We start from the raw sequence: 18,694 nt of genomic DNA on the forward strand, positions 1-18,694 counted from the left end.
CTGAGCGCTTGCGTCAAATCGCGTTGGTGCGCCTGGCCAGGAGCCTCAGCCACGGCGCCAGATGGAAGCCGGCCATCAACAGATACATTGGCGTCATGCCGCCGAGCACCGGGGTGCCCGACATGCACATCATGTCGTGGCCGTCATAGGCGGCCGTCAGCAGCCCCATCGCTGCGAAAGTCGGAGCGGCGGCGAGGCAAAGCCAGTCGGCGAGGCCGAAGCTGCTCGGGCGAGGGGAGTCGATGCTCATGATATCCACCTCCTGAAGCGGACAGGTTTTCAAGCCCATCAAAACACGGGCGTGGCCAGATCGGCTCCGGCGACGTGCAGGCCGCCGCCGGAGTCGCTTCAACTCAGGCGTTCTTGTTGCGGAACGCCGCTTCGCCGGCATCCGACACCTCGACCCATCTCTGATCGGGGGCGGCGCCCGCTTCGTAATTGTCGTGCCAGTTCCACCACTTGTAGGTCTGGGTCTGCGGATAGCCCTCGGGCGAATCCTCCCACACCTCCTGACGGCCGAGCGGCGTGACGTCGAGATAGCTCCACACGGTGCCGAAGGCCTCGTCGCCGCGGTTGTTGACGAAATAGGTGCGGAAAATGCGCTTGCCGTCATGGATGAAGACGTTGTGGCCGTGCCATTGATCGACGCCGAAATCCTTATCCCAGCTGTCAGTGATGGTGTACCAGGGCATTTTCCAGTCCATCTGTTGCTTCAACCGCTGGATGTCGGCCTGTGGCGCGCGCGAGGCATAGGCAAGCGTGGTGTCGCGGGCGTTGAGATGGGCGAGGTTGCCGACCATGTCGGCGCCGAGCGAGCAGCCGCGGCAGGCATGTTCCGGCCAGCCATAGACGCCCGGCTCGAAGAAGGCGCGGTAGATGACGAGTTGGCGGCGGCCTTCGAAGAGGTCGAGCAGGCTCGCCTTGCCGTTCGGGCCTTCGAAGACATATTCCTTCGTGACTTCCATCCACGGCATGCGGCGGCGTTCGGCGGCCAAAGCGTCGCGGGCGCGGGTGAGCGCCTTTTCCTTCACCAGCATCTCTTCATATGCGCCTTCCCATGCTTCCTGCGAAACGACCGGCGGTGTCTTCATGTGTTGGGTCATTGCTCTTGTCCCGTTCTTGGGTTTGGTTGGGGGTGACGCGGACAGACATAGGACCGCATGCTGCGATGGTGAGAGTTACAAGTGTGGCGCGATTTGCTGCGGCGAGCCCTGAGGCGACTGCATGGACTCGCTGATCAACGCCGCCGGCCGCGCCCTTGCCGCGGGCGATCCGCTCGGCGCCTTGAAGCGCGTCGCGCTGCGCGACGATGCGCCGGCGCTGGCGCTGCGCGGCATCGCGATGGCGCAGCTCGGCGATTTCGCCAAGGCCAAGGCGTTGCTGAAGGACGCGGCGATGGCCTTCAGTTCGAGGGAAACCGTCGCCCGCGCGCGCTGCGTCGTCGCCGAGGCCGAGATCGCGCTGGTCTCGCGCGACCTCGGCTGGCCGGAGAAGGCTTTGCGATCCGCGCGCGCCACGCTTGCCGCGCATGGCGACCGGCTGAACGCCGCCTATGCTGGCAGCCTCGAGGCGCGCCGCCTCATCCTGATCGGCCGGCTCGACGAGGCCGAGCGGCTGCTCTCGGACTTCGATCCGGCGCCGCTGCCGCCGGTCGCGCGCGTCGCGCATGAACTGGCCGCGGCGGGCATTGCGGTGAGGCGTCTGAGGACGAAAGCGGCGCGCTCGGCATTCGGCCGGGCATCGCTGGCCGCTTACGAAGCCAACATCCCGGCCTTGAAGGCCGAAGTCGAAGCGGCATCCCTGGTCCTGAATACGCCGGTCGGCCGACTGATCGCGCGTGGGACGGAGAAAGAGCTGCTGCTCGACGAGGTCGAAGCGTTGCTGACCTCGGGCGCGCTCGTCGTCGATGCTTCCCGCAACGTGGTCCGGGTGGCCGACGCGGTCGTTTCGCTGGCAACGCGGCCTGTATTGTTCTCGCTGGCGCGCACGCTGGCCGAGGCATGGCCGGCGGATGCCTCGCGGGAAGTGCTGTTGAGACGCGCCTTCCGGGCAAGGCATGCGGATGAATCGCATCGCGCACGGCTCAGGGTCGAGATGGGTCGCCTGCGCGCCGAGCTCGCCGGGGTGGCGGAGATCAATGCCACGGCAGCCGGTTTTGCGTTGACGCCCTTAAAGGCTGCCGAGGTCGTCGTGCTGGCGCCGCCGGTCGAGGAAGAGCACGGCGCGGTGCTTGCCTTCCTGACCGATGGCGAGGCGTGGTCCAGCTCGGCGCTGGCGATCGCGCTTGGCGCCAGCGCGCGCACCGTGCAGCGGGCGCTGGAGCAGCTTTCGGCCGAGCACAAAGTGCAGGCGGTCGGCCGCGGCCGGGCGCGCCGCTGGATGATGCCGCCGGTGACCGGATTCCCGACTGTGTTGTTACTCCCGGGTCCGCTGCCGACCGACTAGTTTGCGGCCATTGTTCGAAATGGAGATCGAAAATGAAACGAGCCGCTGCCGAGATCCTGCGTGAATATGGACCGTTCCCCGGCATCGACCGTGTCAACGGCGTGACCTATGACGGCAAGAATGTCTGGTTCGCCAGCGGCGACAAGCTGAACGCGCTCGATCCCGACAGCGGCAAGATCGTGCGTTCGATCGATGTCGCCTCGGATGCCGGAACGGCCTTCGACGGCGAGTATCTCTACCAGATTGCCGAGGATCGCATCCACAAGGTCGACCCGAAGATCGGTAAGATCGTTGCCACCATTCCGGCCCCCGGCAATGGTGGCGATTCAGGCATGGCCTGGGCCGAGGGTTCGCTCTGGGTCGGCGAATACCGGGCGCATAAGATCCATCAGATCGATCCTGAAACGGGCAACGTGATCCGCACGATCGAATCAAAGCGCGTCGTCACTGGCGTCACCTGGGTCGACGGCGAGCTCTGGCATGCCACCTGGGAGGGCGAGGAGGGCGACCTGGTGCGCGTCGATCCCGCCACGGGCGACGTGCTGCAGGAGCTGGCGATGCCCTCCGGCGTGTCGGGGTTGGAATCCGACGGCGGCGGCTGCTTCTTTTGCGGTGGCGGGAGCAGCGGCAAGATCAAGGCCGCGAAGCGTCCGGGACATAGAGCAATTCCAGGAAAAGTGTGAGCGGTTTTTCCGTCCGGAATTGCGTAGAAACAAGGAGATAGAGCGGTTCGCCGTTTCCGCGGTGAAACGCTCTAGCGCGACAAGTAACGGACTGGCGGAAAGGGCGGCGCGGTCAGGCCGCTTCGCGCGCCGGTCGCGGCATGGGCTTGCTGGGTGCCTTCGCGACGTTCGGCCGGTCGACATGCGCCCAGGCCGGCCGCTCGAACAGGAAGGTGCCGAAGCCGATGCGCTTGACGATGAAGTAGAGAACCACCGGGCTGACGACCGAAACAAGCAGCACCGCCAGGCTCAGCATCCCGGTGTCGGTCAGGAGGCCGCTCGCCAGCATGACACCGCGGAAGATCGACATCGGAATGGTGAAGGCGACATAGACGACCAGTGAATGCTCGCCGAGCCAGCGCAGCCATTCCATCGAGGCGAACTTCGACAGGAAGCCGCCGGCAACGCACAGCGCCACCGCGCCGGCCACGGCAAGCGCCAGATGCAGCGGCGGCCAGGCCGCCAGGCCCATCTGCATGCCGACCGGTTGCACGGCGTAGCCCGGCGAATAGACGAGCAGGCCGTTGACGACCGCCCAGCCAAGCAGGCCGGCAACGGCGACCGCCGGGCGCGCCTGTGTCCATTCCACCAGCCGGAAGATCAACGGCGCGAGCACGAAGCCAAGATAGAAGAACACGAAATAGGCCGCGAACTGCTCGAGTGCGTAGCTGTCCGGCTTCGGCGCCCACATCTGCAGCGCGGCGGCAGCCAAGATGACGATCCAGTGCGGCACTCTGAATTCGCGCAGCACGCGGATGACGATCCCGAAGACCGCCAGCATGTAGATGAACCACAGCACGCCATAGGGCTGGACGATGGCCATTGCGAGGTCGTGCAGCATGCCGGCGGGGTCGCGGCTGAAGATGCCGATCTTCAGCCCGATCGAGATGAGCGCCCACAGCACGTAGAAATAGAGATAGTGGACGACGCGGCGGTCGACATAACGCCGCCACGGCCGGTCGATCACCTGCGACAGGAACAGGCCGGAGATCAGGAAGAATTCCGGCATGCGGAAGGGCGTCGCGAAGCCGATGACATAATGCAGGAAGCCGACGCCGCCGGTGTACTCGCCGGTGTTGTAGGCCGAGTACATCATCACCACCAGGATGATGGAAAGGCCTTTTGCCGTGTCCACCCACGGCATGCGGTTGGGGCTGCTCATGCGCGATCTCAAGGAAAATTCAACTGCCAAGATTGTAGCGGACCGGCGAATGCCCCGCAGCAACAAGCTTACGATATCGTAAACGGAAACCTTGTTTGGGGCCTGCGTTAACCATCACCTTACGGAGACTGGACGGCGGCACGCGTCTCCCGCATCGCTAGCGCGACGATTACGCCCGACAGGAACGTCAGCGCCGCGATTGCCGCGATCGCCGCGGCGAAGCCGAAGAAGTCGGCGATGAGACCGGCCGACAGCGCACCGATCGCATAGCCGAGGTCGCGCCAGAAGCGGTAGACGCTGAGCGAGCGCGCCCGCCAGGAGGGATGAGAGGCGTCCGAAACCGCCGCGATCAGGCTTGGATAGACCATCGCCGTGCCGAGGCCGAGCAGCAGGCTCGCCAGCAGCCACCAGCCAAAATCGCGCGTCAGGGCGGTCAAGAGAAGCCCCGCCGCCTGCACCCACATGCCGGCGACGATAAGCCCCTTGCGGCCCCAGCGGTCGCTCAGCGGCCCGGTCGCGACCTGCAGGATGCCCCATACCGCCGGATAGACGGCCTTGAGGATGCCGATGCGCTCGACGCCGAGCCCATTGGCCACGAAAAAGAGCGGGAACAGCCCCCAGCTCATGCCGTCGTTCAGATTGTTCACCAGGCCGGCTTGCGAAGCGGCGAACAAATTGCGGTCTCCGAACGAGGTCAGCATGAAGATCTCGCGGAAGCTGAGCGGTGAAGCCTGTTTTGGGTGGTTGGCCAGTTCCAGCCGCACATGCTCGCGCGTGTCGCGCACCAGCAGGATGGACAGCGTCGCACCCAGGATCGCATAGCCGACCCCGAGATAGATCGGCACCGGCCGCAGCCCGTAGCGGCCGGCGAGATAGCCGGTGAGGAATGCGGTGACGCCGACGGCGAGGTAGCCGGCGAACTCGTTGAGGCCGACGGCTAGTCCGCGTGATTTCGGCCCGACCAGATCGACCTTCATGATCACCGTCATCGACCAGGCCAAACCCTGGTTGATACCGAGCAGCGCGTTGGCGGCGACGATCCAGCTCCAGCTAGGTGCCCAGATGATGATGAACGGCACCGGCAGTCCGAACAGCCAGCCGAGGATCAGCACGCGCTTGCGGCCCCATATGTCGGCGAGCTGGCCGGAGACGAGATTGGCGCAGGCCTTGACCACGCCGAAGCTGACGATGAAGGAGGTGACGAGCGTGGTGGAAGCGACGCCGAATTCCTCAGCGCCGATCAGCGGCACGACGGTCCGCTCGATGCCGACCATGCCGCCGACGAATGCGTTGATCAGCACCAGCAGCGAAAACTGCTTCCAGTTGGCCTTGAGGCCGAGCGCGACGGCGAGCGCCGCTGCGCTCAAGATTTTGCCCCGGCGTTGACGGCCCGGGTCCGGGCGGCCTCCGGCGGCGGGGGAGGGATGTCTGCGGTCATGGCGGTGATGAACTCACCCTCGTCCTCGATGCGGAACGCCTTGTTGAAACGCCGCTCGAAGCCGATGGTCGATGTCGGTTTGCCGCTCAGCGAGCGGCCGCAGACCGAGCCCGAATAGGCGCCCGGCAGCACCTCGATATGATCCGGCAATTCCTTCAGCCGGCGCACGCTGGAGAAAAGCGCGCGCGCCCCGTCCTCGGCGCTGGAAGCGAGCTCTGTGCGGCCAAGATCGCCCACCATCAGCGTGTGCCCGGTGAGCACGAACCAGGGTTCGGCCGACCGTGTCCGGTCGGTGACGAGAAGGCTCAGATGCTCCGGCGTGTGACCCGGCGTGTGCATCACGGTCGCCGTGACATTGCCGAGCCCGAGCACCTCGCCGTCCTTGACGCGCCGGAACGGGAAGCCTGCTTCGGCGCCTTCGAACAGCACGTATTCGGCGCCGGTTGCCTCGGCGAGCGCGCGTCCCGCCGAGATATGGTCGGCATGGATATGCGTATCGACAACATAGAGGATGCGCATACCGGTCGCGCGCGCCGCCTCGACATAGGGCGCGATGTCGCCGACCGGATCGACCACCGCCGCTGACGCCTTGCCGCCGCAGCCGAACAGATAGGAAGCGGCGACCGGATCGGTGTGCAGGAACTGCCTGAGAATCATCGCTTGCTCCGATCGGGCAATTGTGTCGGGACGGGTCTGGCTTGACAGGTGAGGTTCAAGTCGTCATTCAATAATTCTATTGAATGACGATGCGTCGCAGAAGGACCGATGTCAATCCGCAATCCGAAGCAGGCGCTCTACGAACAGTTCGCGATCGTTGCCAAGGCGCTCGGGCATCCGCTGCGCCTGGAGATGATCGAGCATCTGGCGCAAGGCGCCCGAAGCGTCGAGGCGCTCGCCGCGAAGCTCGGCCAGCCAGTCGCCAACATCTCGCAGCATCTCCAGGCGCTGCGCCGCGCCGGCATCGTCTCGGCCGAGCGTGACGGCAAATTCGTGCATTATTCGCTGGCCGATGACAGCGTGCTTTCCGCCTTCGCTTCGGTGCGCGGCGTTGCCGAGCGGCGGCTTGCCGAGGTCGACCGCATCGTGCGCGGCTATTTCGACGCGCGCGACGACATGCGGCCTGTCACGCGGGGCGAACTCCAGACGCTGATGCGCGATGGGCTGGTGACGTTGATCGACGTCCGTCCGGCGGACGAGTTCGCGCTCGGCCATGTGCCCGGAGCGATCAATGTCCCGCTGGGCGAAATCAAGGCGTGGTCGGCCGGCACCGATGCCAGCAAGGAAGTCGTCGCCTATTGCCGCGGCCCGTGGTGCGTGATGTCCTTCGAGGCTGTCGCGGCGCTGCGCTCGCTCGGTCATCCCGCGCGCCGCCTCGAGGACGGCATGCCGGAATGGAAAGCCGCTGGCCTGCCGGTGGAGGTGGCCGATCGAGAGTGATGTCAGCGCTCCGGCAATCCTGCCAGCTTCAAGCCTTCGACCACCTGGTTTGCCCATTCCGGGGTGTTGCGGAAGACAGGCAGCAACCGGAATCGCTCGATCGTGAAGCCCGGCTGGGCGGCCATGAGCTTTTGTGCGGCCCAGCGGGCGGTCTCCAGGTCGCCCTCCATGGCCGACCAGGCGGCGAGATAGCGATAGGACGTGATGATGTCGGGGTGGGCGGCGATGACCTCACGGGCGATCGCGACGGCCTGGGAAAGGGAGCCCGCCTTGGCCAAGGCGTAGCCCATTCCCAGTCTCACGGCGAACGCGAACGGATCCATTGGGCTAAGCGTCATCGCCCGCTGGAACCATTGCGAGGCATAGGCGGCTTCGCCCCTGTAGATCGCGATCCAGCCACGGCGTGCCCATGCCCACGCATTGTTCGGATCAAGCGCGAGCGCCTTTTCGATGAAGGCGGCGGCGCGCTCCTGGTCACCACCCATGCTCAATGCCGCGCCGGCGGCGGTCAACGCGGTTGGATCATCGCCGATCGAGCCGGCTGCCTCGACCGCCGCCACCGCCTTTTCCAGCTCGCTTTCCGGGTTCTCGGCCCACAGAAACACGGCGTTCGAGGCGTGGCACCATGCTAGCAGCGCGTGCGCGCGACCATAGGCTGGATCGACCGCGATCGCTTTCTTGAGCAGCTCTATTGCCAGGTCGTTGGTGTCCTTGCGGCGGCCCCAAATGTTCGGATAGGCGCGCATGACGAAATCATACGCCCGCTGGCTGGTCGGCGGCTTGCGGCTGGCTAGCTTTATCTCGGCGCCGCGGATGGCAGGATGGATGGCGCCCGCCACCTGTGCCGCGATCCTGTCCTGGAACTCGAAGACATCCTCTGTCGCGCCCTCGTAGCGCTCGGACCATAGCTGTGTCCTCGTCTCAGCATCGACCAACTGCACGGAAATGCGCAGCCGGTCGCCGCCCCGCCGAACCGTGCCTTCGACCACGTAGTTGACGCCAAGTTCCCGGCCGACGTCACGCACGTCGACGAAGCGGCCCTTATAGGTGAAGGCGGACTGGCGCGCGATGACGAAGAAATCGCGCACGCGTGAAAGCGCGGCCGTTATCTCCTCGACGACGCCGTCGGCGAAATATTCGTCGTCCGCTCCGCCAAGATTGTCGAAGGGCATCACGGCCACCGAGGGCTGGTCATGCGGTCTCACCGGGTTGGCGACAGGCTGAGCCGGCTGAGCGGCGTCGTGCGTCGACGCGGCCTGGCGATTTCCGTCACGCGCTTGCAGCGACACCGCCAGTGACTGCGTCTGTGCCTCGGGTTCCACGCCCAGATGCTTCTTCAGCAGCGCGCGGCAGGATTCCAACTGGCGCAGGGCAGCATTTTCGTGGCCCCTCGCGGCGTGGATGCGCATCAATGCCCGATGTGCCGGCTCAGCGGTCGGATCCGAGGCGAGCAGCCTTTCCGCCAGCCGTTCGCATGCCGCTTCATTCGCGGAGTCTGGTTTGGGCAGCGCCAGGCTCAGCCGTTCCACCAACTGCAGCGCCTTCTGCCGGTATCTGATCTGGTAGGGGCCGAACCATTCATCCAGACCGTCGGGAATGACTTCGCCCGCCAGGACATCGCCTCGGTAGAGATCGGCGGCGAAGGCGAGGTCCGCGGTGCCGTTTTCGGCGAGCTTCCGCTCAAAGAGCCAGACGTCCGCTTCATCCGGACCGGCCGTCAGCGCGAGTGTTTCCTGATCCCCCTCGATGGAAATGGCCGCGTCGCCGGCGGCGGGAAACCATCGCCTGATGTCGGCAAGGGCCTGGCGCAGGCTGTTGCGCGACTGCGCGTCGCCTCGTCCCGGCCAAAATCCTTCGGCAAGCCGTTCGCGGCGATGGCCGCGGCGACCCGCCAGGACCAGGGCGGCGAAAAGCAGCGCGGACTTGCGCGTTGCGAAGCGGGCGGGCTGCCCCTCTGCGGAAGTCACTTCGAGACCGCCAAGCAACCGGATGCGCACGACGTCCCTCCGAAATTCGAACGCGGCTACAGAATAGCACCTTCGCCGGTCGATTTAACGCGGATTTAACGGCGATCCGCCGGACCTTCCGCGATGATTTACGCTCGGCCGAACAACCGCAAATCGCCGCCGTGACAAGCTGCTGCCGTAACCTGGAACGGGAGAGCGAAATGGCTAATACGGAGACTCATGCGAAGACCCACGCATCGAACCCTTGGCCGCTTGGGGCAGTGTCGAGAAGCGCGGCGGCAGCAGTCGCTGCCTTCGTGGCATGGCGGCGCGCCATTGCGGGACGCAGGGCGTTGGCAGACCTGACGCCCCATGAGTTGAGGGACATCGGCTGTCCGGAACTCTCTGCGCCGAAGTTCGTCGTCAGGGTCGGCCTCATGACGGACCTGATGTCGATGAGATGAGGTTCGCCAACTATCTCGCGTCACTCAAAAACCTGCGCGGCGCTGCCATCGCCAATCATGGAGGGCAATAATGCATGTGAGGGCTGACACGCCGATTGCACCCACGACACTTTCGCGAGCGGAGGCGCTGAGCATCCTTTCAGCCGGTATCGCAGGGCCATGCTGTGGCGAGGCCAATGAGATGCTGGCCTGGCTCTATCTGCTGCCACCCAACGAGCCAGCATCCAGCGACACGGGCGCCGAACCTCCTCTCGATTGTCCCCGGCTGTGGCTTCGCCTGCGCAGTCTCTTTCGGACTTGACCTTGCCGACATTGCCCTCCCGTGGAGGCTCGGTAAGGCCACTTAGAAGGCCCCGCCTGTAATCTGGGCGCCGGTTTCGGCAATCGGCATCGGGATTGGGTTGCGAGGCTTGGGGGCGGCGTGCCGGCGGGATCGAACTGGAACGTGCCACGGCACCGACAAGCTGATACATTCCTCGATGCCTTCATTAATCGGGCGGAGGGTCACGATGTCTGCGCGTTTTTATTCGCTCCTGCTGGCGCTTCTGCTGGCTGCACCCGGCGCCTTTGCCGAGACGCTGAAGCTTCCGGACAATCTGACGGGGTTCGGTTCCCCTGCCGGCGAGAGCTTTCTTGCCGAAAGCACAGCGAAGGAAGCCTATTTCCCCCTCGCGAGCAATTTTCTCACGCAAAAGACGCAGGCCTATTGCGGCGTGGCCAGCATCGTCATGGTGCTGAACGCGCTCAACGTTCCGGCGCCCGCAGTGCCCGAATACGAACCCTATAAAACATTCACGCAGGATAATGTTCTGAACGACCGCACGGAGACCATTCTTCCTCGCCAGGTCCTGGACAAGCAGGGAATGACGCTCGACCAGATCGGGGCCATTCTATCCACCCAGCCGATCAAGGCCGAGGTCCGCCACGCCTCGGATGCCAGCCTTGAGCAGTTCCGCACCCAGGCCAGTTCGTTCCTTGCCAAACCCGGGCACTTCGTCATCGTCAACTATCTGCGCAAGGCGATGGGCCAGGAGAAGGGCGGGCATATATCCCCACTGGCCGCTTACGACGAGAAAGCGGACAGATTCCTGATCCTCGATGTCGCCCGCTACAAATACCCGCCGGTATGGGTGAAAACGACCGACTTGTTCGGAGCTATGAACACGGTCGACAGCGACAATGAGAACAAGACCCGCGGATATGTGCTGATATCGTCGCCTTCGGGAGAGTAGTTCAGCCGTACTTCCAGCGGGGAAGGCCCACAGGGACACAGTTGCGGAAGTCTGCGGGCGCGCTCGCGACGTAGCCCGCCCTTGCGGGCGAGCTGTGCTACTCGTGCCGCCGTAAAATATCAGTCCTTGGCGCGCTCGACGTAAGAACCGTCGGCGGTCATCACCACGATGCGCGTACCGGCGGAGATGTGCGGCGGCACGGCTGTGCGCACGCCGTTGGAGAGCACGGCGGGCTTATAGGAGGAAGATGCGGTCTGGCCCTTGGTGACCGGCTCGGTTTCCACAACCTCGAAGACGGCGCGCTGCGGCAGAACCAGCGAGATCGGCACGCCGTTGAACTGCGCGAGCTGGACGGCCATGCCTTCCTGCAGATAGGGCGCCATGTCGCCGACCACGGCTTCCGAAGCGACGACCTGGTCGTAGCTTTCCGGGTTCATGAAATGAAAGCCTTCGCCGTCGGAATAGAGGAAGGTGTGCTCGCGCTCCTCGACATAAGCGCGCTCGACCATTTCGGTTGTGCGGTAGCGTTCCGACACCTTCACCCCGTCGCCGATGCGGCGCATGTCGAGCTGGGTCACGGGCGTGCCCTTGCCAGGGTGGATGTTTTCGGCAAAGAGGATGACATAGAGCTTGCCGTCCTTATCGACGACGTTGCCTTTGCGTAAGGAACTGGCGATGACCTTGACCACGATATTCGATCCCGTTCGAGTTTTTCGGCCTGCAAGCGTCGATTTCCGCGAAGCGGCGACGGCGGCCATCGCGTGCGCCCTAGCGCATCTTGCGCCGAACCGCCAGTCTTCCGCGCGATTTTCCTGCCTATGACCGCCGCCTCGCCCTGGTGGACGCCCCATATCCATGCCGATCGCCGGCCACGGCTGATGGCGCGCAATGCCATCGTAGCCGCGCTTCGCGGCTGGTTCGTTGAGCGCGATTTCATCGAGGTGACGACCTCGGCGCTGCAGGTTTCGCCAGGCAACGAGGCGCATCTTTCCGCCTTCGCCACCGAGGCGATCGGGCCCGATGCGTCGCGCCGGCCGCTCTATCTCCACACCTCGCCGGAATTCGCCTGCAAGAAGCTGCTTGCCGCCGGCGAGGAGCGCATCTTCAGCCTCGGCCCCGTCTGGCGCAACCGCGAGCGCGGGCCGCTGCATCATCCCGAATTCACCATGCTTGAGTGGTACCGCGTCGGCGAAACTTACGAGCGCCTGATGGACGACTGCGCCGAATTCCTGGCGCTCGCGGCGGAGAAGGCCGGCGCCAGGAGTTTGCGTTTTCGCGGGCGCGAGGCCGACCCCTTCGCAGAGCCGGAGCGGCTGAGTGTGGCGGAGGCCTTCGCTCGATTTGCCGGCATCGATCTTCTGGCGACCGTCGCGGCAGACGGGAGCACGGATCGTGGCGGACTTCATGCCGCCCTGGTCCGAGCTGGCCTGCGCACCGCGCCCGACGACAATTGGGCCGATCTGTTCAGCCGGGTGATGGTGGAGAGGATCGAACCGGCGCTGGGGCAGGGGCGGGCCACCATCCTTTACGGCTATCCGATTGCGGAGGCGGCACTTGCCCGGCCGAGCGCCAGGGATCCGCGCGTCGCCGAGCGCTTCGAGCTCTATTGCTGCGGCGTCGAGCTCGCCAATGCCTTTGGCGAGCTGACCGACCCGGCAGAGCAGCGCCGCCGTTTCCTCGCCGAGATGGACGAGAAGGAGCGCATCTATGGCGAGCGCTATCCGCTGGATGAGGATTTCCTCGCGGCTTTGGCGATAATGCCGCAGGCAAGCGGGTCAGCGCTGGGCTTCGACCGGCTGGTGATGCTGGCGACGGGGGCAACGAGGATCGAGGACGTGATCTGGGCGCCGGTGGCGTGATCCCGGCTGCGTCAGCCCCTTCAGCCCGCGCTGGACTTTCTCTGACCCCGCGAGGCCAGGAAGTGTTTGTAACCTTTCTGGCCCATGCGCGCGGTCAACGCCTCGCGTGTCTCGGCTTCTCCGCATGCCGCCAGGATCTCGTCGAAATGATCGTGCAAAATTTCCTGGATCACGGGGTCGTTGAAATAAGTATCCAACGAAACGCCGTCCGGCACGCTTGGGGCATCCATCAGGCTCCAGAAGGCGCGCCCGTGGGTCGAGACAAAGTCCCGGGCACGTGAAGCCAGTTCGCGCACGATGGCACTTCGCCGTGCGCACGAGCGCTGATGGGCGGCTTTGCTGAATGTCCTCAGGCCCGGCATTGAGGGCTGCGCGCCGTGTACGTTGCTCCCGTGAATACGGTAGGCCGATAGCGGAAGGTCTATGCAGGCCGAACCAGCCAAGGCATGGACGAACGGCATGAAATAATTGTCGGTCGCGGCATTGCCGACAACGGCCCGAGATGGCTTGCATCGGGCAAGATAATGCCGCTTGTACATGTTCGCCGTTCCAGGCGACCAGTGCCAGCCCGGTTCGTGCGGCCCTATCACCGTCGAATGTTGCCAGAGCAACTCGCGCTCTCGTCCTTCCAGGATCATGTGGTCTGAATTTAAACGATCGCGATCGAAGGGCCTGCCCACCCTAAGGTGCAGCAGCCATGCGAAACCAGAAGAGAGCGGCCGCCCGAAATGATCGGTTTCAAGAACGCCGCTCGACGTTGCCCCAATCGTCGGGCAGTCGCAGTGAAGCTGGGCATGGAAGGCCGCGAAGTTCGCGAACAGGAAATCGTCGGCGTCCACGATGCAGACCAGTTCTCCCCCGAGACGATCCAGGACGTGGAGAAATGCGCCCATCTGGTGCAGATTGTTGTCCAGATATTCGACGGCCAGCCTGGGGTCGGTATTCGCAAATCGCCCAATGACATCGCGGCTGTCGTCTGTCGACGCGTTGTCCACGACAAGGCATTCGAGGTCGTCGTAAGTTTGCGACAGAACGCTCGATATCGCCTGGCCGACGTAGCGGCCGTAATTATGGTTGATGATGAGGAAGCTCAGCTTCGGCGGGGTCATCACCGTCTCCGCGTCCTTCGCAGGAATACGCGGAAATCACGGAACAGCGACTTGTGCAGGTGGCGTATCGGAATTCGGCCGCCGAAACCGGCTCGCAGGATTGTTCTCGCCTGTGCGCCGGAGAAGCGGTTCGTGATCTCTCGGCGGAATTTCTCGTCGCCGAAAAGGGACCTTAGTTGCGGTGCGTTTTGTCTGAAAATTTCAACCGCGAGCTCATTCCTGAAATAGTCGCGCAAAGCCGCGCCGTTCTCCCGTGTGACCATGTCGACGGTCGGCCAGAATTCCGGTCCGAGCAGCCAGTCGAAACGCTCGCTCTGTTCTATCAGGAACCTCACGCTCTCATATGTGAATTGCTGCGACTTGGCCGCGTAGCTTCTCGTTCCGCTGCGTACGCCCTCCACGCTTTCACCAGTCGCGAAATAGTTGCTCGAGTGCAGGCGATAGCCCGACAGCGGCATGTCGATCAGCGCGCTGCCGGCAACGGCATGGCATATTGTGTTGAAATACCCGTCCGCCGCTGTCATCCGCGGCTTGCTGCCATCGTCCAATTGCAACAGACGCAGCACCGAGGTGCGGAACATGTTGGCGCTGCCGGGCGCCCAGAGCCAGCCTATGTGCCACCGCGGTATGGTCGCCGTGTTGGCGTGGAGGAACCGATACTGCGACGGAGAAACCGTAGGAAGCCGCAAGACCGTCTGCTCTCCGCGAAGGCCGCGCTGCGCGTCCGTCTTGTCCAACCGGTGGTGCAAATACGAGGCGGTAAGGGTCTTGCCCGTCGAATCCATCTCGGCGACGTTGGCCGACGTGAAGCCGACGCTTCGCCGCAGTGCCATATGCACCTGGATGTGCATCGAGGCGTAATTGTCGAACAGCACGTCGTCCGCATCCACGAAGGTCACGAATCCGCCATTCACCTTGTCCAGCACCCACAGGGCGGCGCCGAGCTGGCCATGGTTCTGCGCCAGCGTTTCCATCCGGAAACGCGGATCGCCCTCGATATGCCGGGCAATCACCTCCGCGCTGTCGTCGGTCGACCCGTTGTTGATGACGATGCACTCGAAATGCGGATAGTCCTGCCTGCGTATGGAGTCGATTGTCGCGCCGACGTAGCGGCCGTAGTTCCAGTTGATGACAACGAAGCTGACGAGCGGCGGCGACAGCGCGCCGCCCGCGAGCTCGCCGATGTCGCGTCCGGCGATCGTGAATGACTTGGTTGCGCCGATCGATGCTTCGCCGATCTTGATTTTGCGTATGACGATCTGCTGGTCCTGGTGCAGCAGCTCATATTCGCCGGCGATCTGCTGCAGGAAGGCTTCCATCCCCACAGCTGGACGTTTTGCTGCCGGCCGGTCCCTTCCCCACCGATAGTCGTCCAGGATCATTAGGCCGTCCTTGTCGAGCAGGTCCCAACCCAGTCTGGCATCGGTGTAGGTGGATGCGGCGGAATGATCGCCATCGACATAGACCACGTTGTAGAGTCGCTGTTCGGCGGCCAGTGCCGGCAGGACCACCACCGAGCAGCCCTTGCGCTTCTCGACCCGGTCGGCGAAGGGCATGAGGTTCTGGTCGAAACGTCTTTCGACCTCGGCCATGTCGGATTCATATTTCGAGCCGCGCTCGACATGCTCTTCGCTGCCCTGAAAGGTATCCACGCAGGTGATGCGGGATTTTGGCAGGAATTGCAGGAAAAACAGCGCGGAACGGCCCTCGAATGAGCCGATTTCCAGCACTGCGGTCGCGGCGTCGATCCTGTCGTGGAGGAGTTCCTCCCAAAGGTTCAGGTGATGGGAGGTCCAGTCATAGGTAAACCGTCCACCTGCGAAATAATCCATTCTTCCCCCATCAGGTCCGGTGCCCGAAGCGAGCACATGACCAGTCCCAATTGCCGGTGCGCGAACACCTGCCCCGGTGATCGGCACCTCTTTAATTCCAACCCCATTGCCCGGAAATCACAGGCAAGCCTGCAGCGTACCATCGATCGTTCCGCCGCGTCGACGACAGAACTGCGGGTGGGGCCGCGCCGAAGTCCCCCCATCGACGGGACTGCGTCGAAATCTGCTGACAATGGAGGTCGAACTGGCCCGGGTGCCGGATGAGGTGCGAATTAAACCGAGCGCTCGTCATAGAAAGCGCGGATTTCGTCGGGATCACGGACCGGAAGGGCGGTTTGAAGGGGCGTTATGGGAAAACTCCGGAACGAGGATGAACCGCGGACGTCCCGCCGACCCTTGGGCGATTTGGTCGCGGCGCCTGGATCGGCCGTCGCCCATTGCGCAAGTGCCGGCGGAACAATAGATGGTGCGGGGCGTCCATGGATGTTGCGCTGCACCCATGATGGTGCGGCGGGGGCGATCCTGCGGGCCTTTGATGGAATGACGCCTTAACAGACTGCTTGAACAAACAGGAATAACTGTATGACCAATCAGCTCGACGCAGCGAAATTGACCGACCGCGTGACGGCGCTCGTCGAGGCCGCCAGGCGCGCCGGCGCCGACGCGGCCGATGCGGTGGCGGTGCGCGGCCGCTCGGCCGGCGTCTCGGTGCGGCTGGGCAAGGTCGAGAGCACCGAATCGTCGGAGAGCGAGGACGTCTCGCTGCGCGTCTTCATCGGCCAGCGTGTCGCGAGCGTCTCGGCCACCGCCGCTTCCGATCCGAAGGCGCTCGCCGAGCGTGCCGTGGCCATGGCGAAGGTTTCGCCCGAAGATCCGTTCCAGGGGCTTGCCGATCCCGCGCTGCTTGCCCGCAATTTGCGCGATCTGGATCTCTTCGATCCGACCGAGGTGCCGGCAGACCAGCTGAAGGAGGCAGCGCTTGCCGCCGAAGCGGCCGCATTGGCTGTCAAGGGCGTCACCAATTCCTCGGGCAGCAGCGCCAGTGCGGGCCTCGGTGGCCTGGTGCTCGCCACCTCGCATGGCTTCGTCGGCCAGTATGTCGCCTCGCGCTTCTCGCGCTCGACAAGCGTCATCGCTGGGGAGGGCACGGCCATGGAGCGCGACTATGAATTTTCATCGCGCCAGCATTTCGCCGATCTCGACGCGCCGGAAGAGATCGGCCGCAAGGCCGGCGAACGCGCCGTGCGCCGGCTGGGCGCGCGCAAGGCCGCGACCGGCCCGGTCGACGTGGTGTTCGATCCGCGCGTCGCGCGCGGCATTGCCGGCCATCTCGCCGGCGCCATCAACGGCGCTTCGGTCGCGCGCAAGACCAGCTTCCTGCGCGACATGATGGGCAAGCAAGTGGCCTCGGCCGGAATCACCGTCACCGACGAACCCTTGCGGCGGCGCGGTCAAGCCTCACGGCCCTTCGATGGCGAAGGCGTCGAGGGCGAGAGGCTGCTGATGGTCGAGAAGGGCGTGCTCAACCACTGGTTCCTATCGACCTCGGCCGCGCGCGAGCTTGGTCTTGTCACCAACGGCCGGGGCTCGCGCAGCGGCTCATCGGTTTCGCCGTCCTCGACCAACCTTGCCATCGAGCCCGGCGAGCGTTCGCCGGACGACCTGATCGCGTCGTTGAGGCGCGGCTTCTACGTCACCGAGGTGTTCGGCCAGGGCGTCGACATGGTGACCGGCGAATACAGCCGCGGCGCCTCCGGCTACTGGATCGAGAACGGCGCGCTGGCCTATCCGGTGGCCGAGGTGACGATCGCCTCCAACCTGAAGACCATGTTCCTCAACATGGTGCCGGCGAACGACCTCGACCGCAATTTCGGCACGGCTGCCCCGACGCTCCTGATCGAAGGGATGACCCTTGCCGGCGCTTGACCAACTGACCTCCAGCGCGGTCGGCGAGGACCTCGCTTTGCTACGCGATGCCGCCCGCGAAGCCGGCCTCATCGCCATGCGTTATTTCGGCAACAACCCGCAGGTGTGGATGAAGGGCGGCACCTCGCCGGTGAGCGAGGCCGACCATGCGGCCGACGCCTATCTTCGCGAGACCTTGCTCAAGGCGCGTCCGGATTATGGCTGGCTGTCGGAAGAGACCGCCGATGACCACGCCAGGCTGTCGGCCCGCCGCACCTTCGTCGTCGACCCGATCGACGGCACGCGCGGCTTTCTCGATGGCCTGCATTCCTGGTGCGTCAGTGTCGCCGTGGTCGAGAACGGGCGCTCGCTCGCCGGCGTGCTCGAATGCCCGGCCAAGCATGAAACCTACTGGGCGCTGCCGGGCGAGGGAGCCTATCTCAACGACAAGCGCATCCATTTGCGTCCGCTGGGTGAGAGCGTCGATATCGGCGGCCCCAAGCCGCTGGTCGATCGGATGCCGGAAGCCTGGCACGACAGGCTGCGGCGGGCCGCCTACATTCCTTCACTCGCCTACCGGCTTGCGATGATTGCCGCCGGCAAGCTCGACGCGACCTTCGTCAAGCCGAACGCGCATGACTGGGACATCGCCGCCGCCGATCTCATCCTCACCGAGGCCGGCGGCGCGTTGCTCGACGGCCACGGCAAGCCGCCGCGCTATGCCGGCGAGGTGATCAATCACGGTGCGCTCGCCGCCGGCAGCGGCGACCTGCTCGGCGTGCTCACCGGCGTCCTTGCCGGACTTGACGAAGGGTGAGGCGGTCGGCGGTTCCAAAACCGGCAGCTTTGGTCTAAAACCTGTCACGAATTCATAAGCATGCGAAGGATCGGCATGGCCGTGGAAGACGGAAAGAAACAGCTTTTGCACCTGGTTTTTGGTGGGGAGCTGAAAAAGCTGGGTGGAACCGAGTTTCGTGACCTGGACGCGCTCGACATCGTCGGCATCTACCCCGACTATCAAACGGCGCACGCTGCGTGGAAGGCGAAGGCGCAAGCCAGTGTCGACAATGCCCATATGCGTTATTTCGTTGTTCATCTGCACCGTCTGCTCGACCCAGAATCGAAGGTCGGCGGTTGACGTCG

At 64.4% G+C, this 18,694-nt stretch carries 17 protein-coding genes and 1 pseudogene; 9 read left to right on the forward strand and 9 right to left on the reverse strand.

The features are described from left to right. Positions 1-13: 13 nt before the first annotated feature. Both DPM35_RS24475 and DPM35_RS24480 read right to left on the reverse strand, forming a co-directional pair. Positions 14-214 (reverse strand): annotated as a pseudogene (locus DPM35_RS24475) (hypothetical protein); the annotation flags it as partial. 139 nt (positions 215-353) lie between these two features. Next, positions 354-1,103, reverse strand: coding sequence for a DUF899 domain-containing protein (locus DPM35_RS24480; RefSeq protein WP_112129796.1), 750 nt, complete (start codon positions 1,101-1,103; stop codon positions 354-356). Positions 1,104-1,224: 121 nt separating this feature from the next. Here DPM35_RS24480 and DPM35_RS24485 point away from each other — a divergent pair, with 121 nt between their 5' ends. Continuing rightward, complete coding sequence (locus DPM35_RS24485; RefSeq protein ID WP_112129797.1) at positions 1,225-2,445, forward strand: helix-turn-helix domain-containing protein; 1,221 nt, start codon at positions 1,225-1,227, stop codon at positions 2,443-2,445. 32 nt (positions 2,446-2,477) lie between these two features. Further along, the gene (locus DPM35_RS24490) at positions 2,478-3,128 is read left to right on the forward strand and encodes a Vgb family protein (RefSeq protein WP_112129798.1); all 651 of its coding nucleotides are present in this window, start codon (positions 2,478-2,480) and stop codon (positions 3,126-3,128) included. Positions 3,129-3,240: 112 nt separating this feature from the next. Here DPM35_RS24490 and DPM35_RS24495 read toward each other — a convergent pair whose 3' ends face one another. From DPM35_RS24495 to DPM35_RS24505, 3 genes are all read right to left on the reverse strand, one after another. Further along, positions 3,241-4,329, reverse strand: a complete 1,089-nt coding sequence (locus DPM35_RS24495; protein ID WP_112129799.1) for an acyltransferase family protein — start codon at positions 4,327-4,329, stop codon at positions 3,241-3,243. A 119-nt stretch (positions 4,330-4,448) separates the two neighbouring features. Further along, a complete protein-coding gene (locus tag DPM35_RS24500) occupies positions 4,449-5,696 on the reverse strand; it encodes an MFS transporter (RefSeq protein WP_112129800.1) in 1,248 nt (415 codons plus the stop codon). Next, positions 5,693-6,424 carry an MBL fold metallo-hydrolase gene (locus DPM35_RS24505; RefSeq protein ID WP_112129801.1) on the reverse strand — a complete coding sequence of 244 codons (732 nt, stop codon included), beginning with the start codon at positions 6,422-6,424 and terminating at the stop codon, positions 5,693-5,695. Before DPM35_RS24505 ends, DPM35_RS24500 begins: the two co-directional genes overlap by 4 nt. A 108-nt stretch (positions 6,425-6,532) precedes the next feature. On the opposite strand from DPM35_RS24505, the gene DPM35_RS24510 reads away from it, so the two are divergent. After that, a complete protein-coding gene (locus DPM35_RS24510) occupies positions 6,533-7,204 on the forward strand; it encodes an ArsR/SmtB family transcription factor (protein WP_112129802.1) in 672 nt (223 codons plus the stop codon). A 2-nt stretch (positions 7,205-7,206) separates the two neighbouring features. Here the strand turns inward: DPM35_RS24510 and DPM35_RS24515 are convergent, their stop codons facing one another. Continuing rightward, the gene (locus tag DPM35_RS24515; RefSeq protein ID WP_112129803.1) at positions 7,207-9,201 is read right to left on the reverse strand and encodes a BTAD domain-containing putative transcriptional regulator; all 1,995 of its coding nucleotides are present in this window, start codon (positions 9,199-9,201) and stop codon (positions 7,207-7,209) included. A gap of 170 nt (positions 9,202-9,371) precedes the next feature. Here DPM35_RS24515 and DPM35_RS24520 point away from each other — a divergent pair, with 170 nt between their 5' ends. Beyond that, a complete protein-coding gene (locus DPM35_RS24520; RefSeq protein ID WP_112129804.1) occupies positions 9,372-9,614 on the forward strand; it encodes a DUF1127 domain-containing protein in 243 nt (80 codons plus the stop codon). 509 nt (positions 9,615-10,123) lie between these two features. Beyond that, positions 10,124-10,846 carry a phytochelatin synthase family protein gene (locus tag DPM35_RS24525; protein ID WP_112129805.1) on the forward strand — a complete coding sequence of 241 codons (723 nt, stop codon included), beginning with the start codon at positions 10,124-10,126 and terminating at the stop codon, positions 10,844-10,846. 119 nt (positions 10,847-10,965) lie between these two features. Here DPM35_RS24525 and efp read toward each other — a convergent pair whose 3' ends face one another. Beyond that, positions 10,966-11,535 carry an elongation factor P gene (gene efp / locus DPM35_RS24530; RefSeq protein ID WP_112130014.1) on the reverse strand — a complete coding sequence of 190 codons (570 nt, stop codon included), beginning with the start codon at positions 11,533-11,535 and terminating at the stop codon, positions 10,966-10,968. Between the two features lie 129 nt (positions 11,536-11,664). On the opposite strand from efp, the gene epmA reads away from it, so the two are divergent. Continuing rightward, on the forward strand, positions 11,665-12,705 hold the full coding sequence (gene epmA / locus DPM35_RS24535) for an EF-P lysine aminoacylase EpmA (RefSeq protein WP_112129806.1): 1,041 nt from the start codon (positions 11,665-11,667) through the stop codon (positions 12,703-12,705). Between the two features lie 20 nt (positions 12,706-12,725). Here the strand turns inward: epmA and DPM35_RS24540 are convergent, their stop codons facing one another. After that, a complete protein-coding gene (locus DPM35_RS24540; protein WP_112129807.1) occupies positions 12,726-13,814 on the reverse strand; it encodes a glycosyltransferase family 2 protein in 1,089 nt (362 codons plus the stop codon). Further along, a complete protein-coding gene (locus tag DPM35_RS24545) occupies positions 13,814-15,733 on the reverse strand; it encodes a glycosyltransferase (RefSeq protein WP_146767982.1) in 1,920 nt (639 codons plus the stop codon). The genes DPM35_RS24540 and DPM35_RS24545 overlap by 1 nt, the downstream gene beginning before the upstream one ends. Positions 15,734-16,228: 495 nt before the next feature. Between DPM35_RS24545 and DPM35_RS24550 the strand changes: the two genes are divergently transcribed. The 3 genes from DPM35_RS24550 (at position 16,229) to DPM35_RS24560 (ending at position 18,689) form a co-directional block, all read left to right on the forward strand. Continuing rightward, positions 16,229-17,572, forward strand: coding sequence for a TldD/PmbA family protein (locus DPM35_RS24550; RefSeq protein ID WP_112129809.1), 1,344 nt, complete (start codon positions 16,229-16,231; stop codon positions 17,570-17,572). Further along, the gene (locus DPM35_RS24555; RefSeq protein ID WP_112129810.1) at positions 17,559-18,368 is read left to right on the forward strand and encodes a 3'(2'),5'-bisphosphate nucleotidase CysQ; all 810 of its coding nucleotides are present in this window, start codon (positions 17,559-17,561) and stop codon (positions 18,366-18,368) included. The genes DPM35_RS24550 and DPM35_RS24555 overlap by 14 nt, the downstream gene beginning before the upstream one ends. Before the next feature lie 75 nt (positions 18,369-18,443). Then, on the forward strand, positions 18,444-18,689 hold the full coding sequence (locus tag DPM35_RS24560; RefSeq protein WP_112129811.1) for a DUF4170 domain-containing protein: 246 nt from the start codon (positions 18,444-18,446) through the stop codon (positions 18,687-18,689). The last annotated feature ends 5 nt before the right edge of the window (positions 18,690-18,694 follow it).

The sequence above is a fragment of the Mesorhizobium atlanticum genome, assembly GCF_003289965.1.
GTDB lineage: Bacteria > Pseudomonadota > Alphaproteobacteria > Rhizobiales > Rhizobiaceae > Mesorhizobium > Mesorhizobium atlanticum.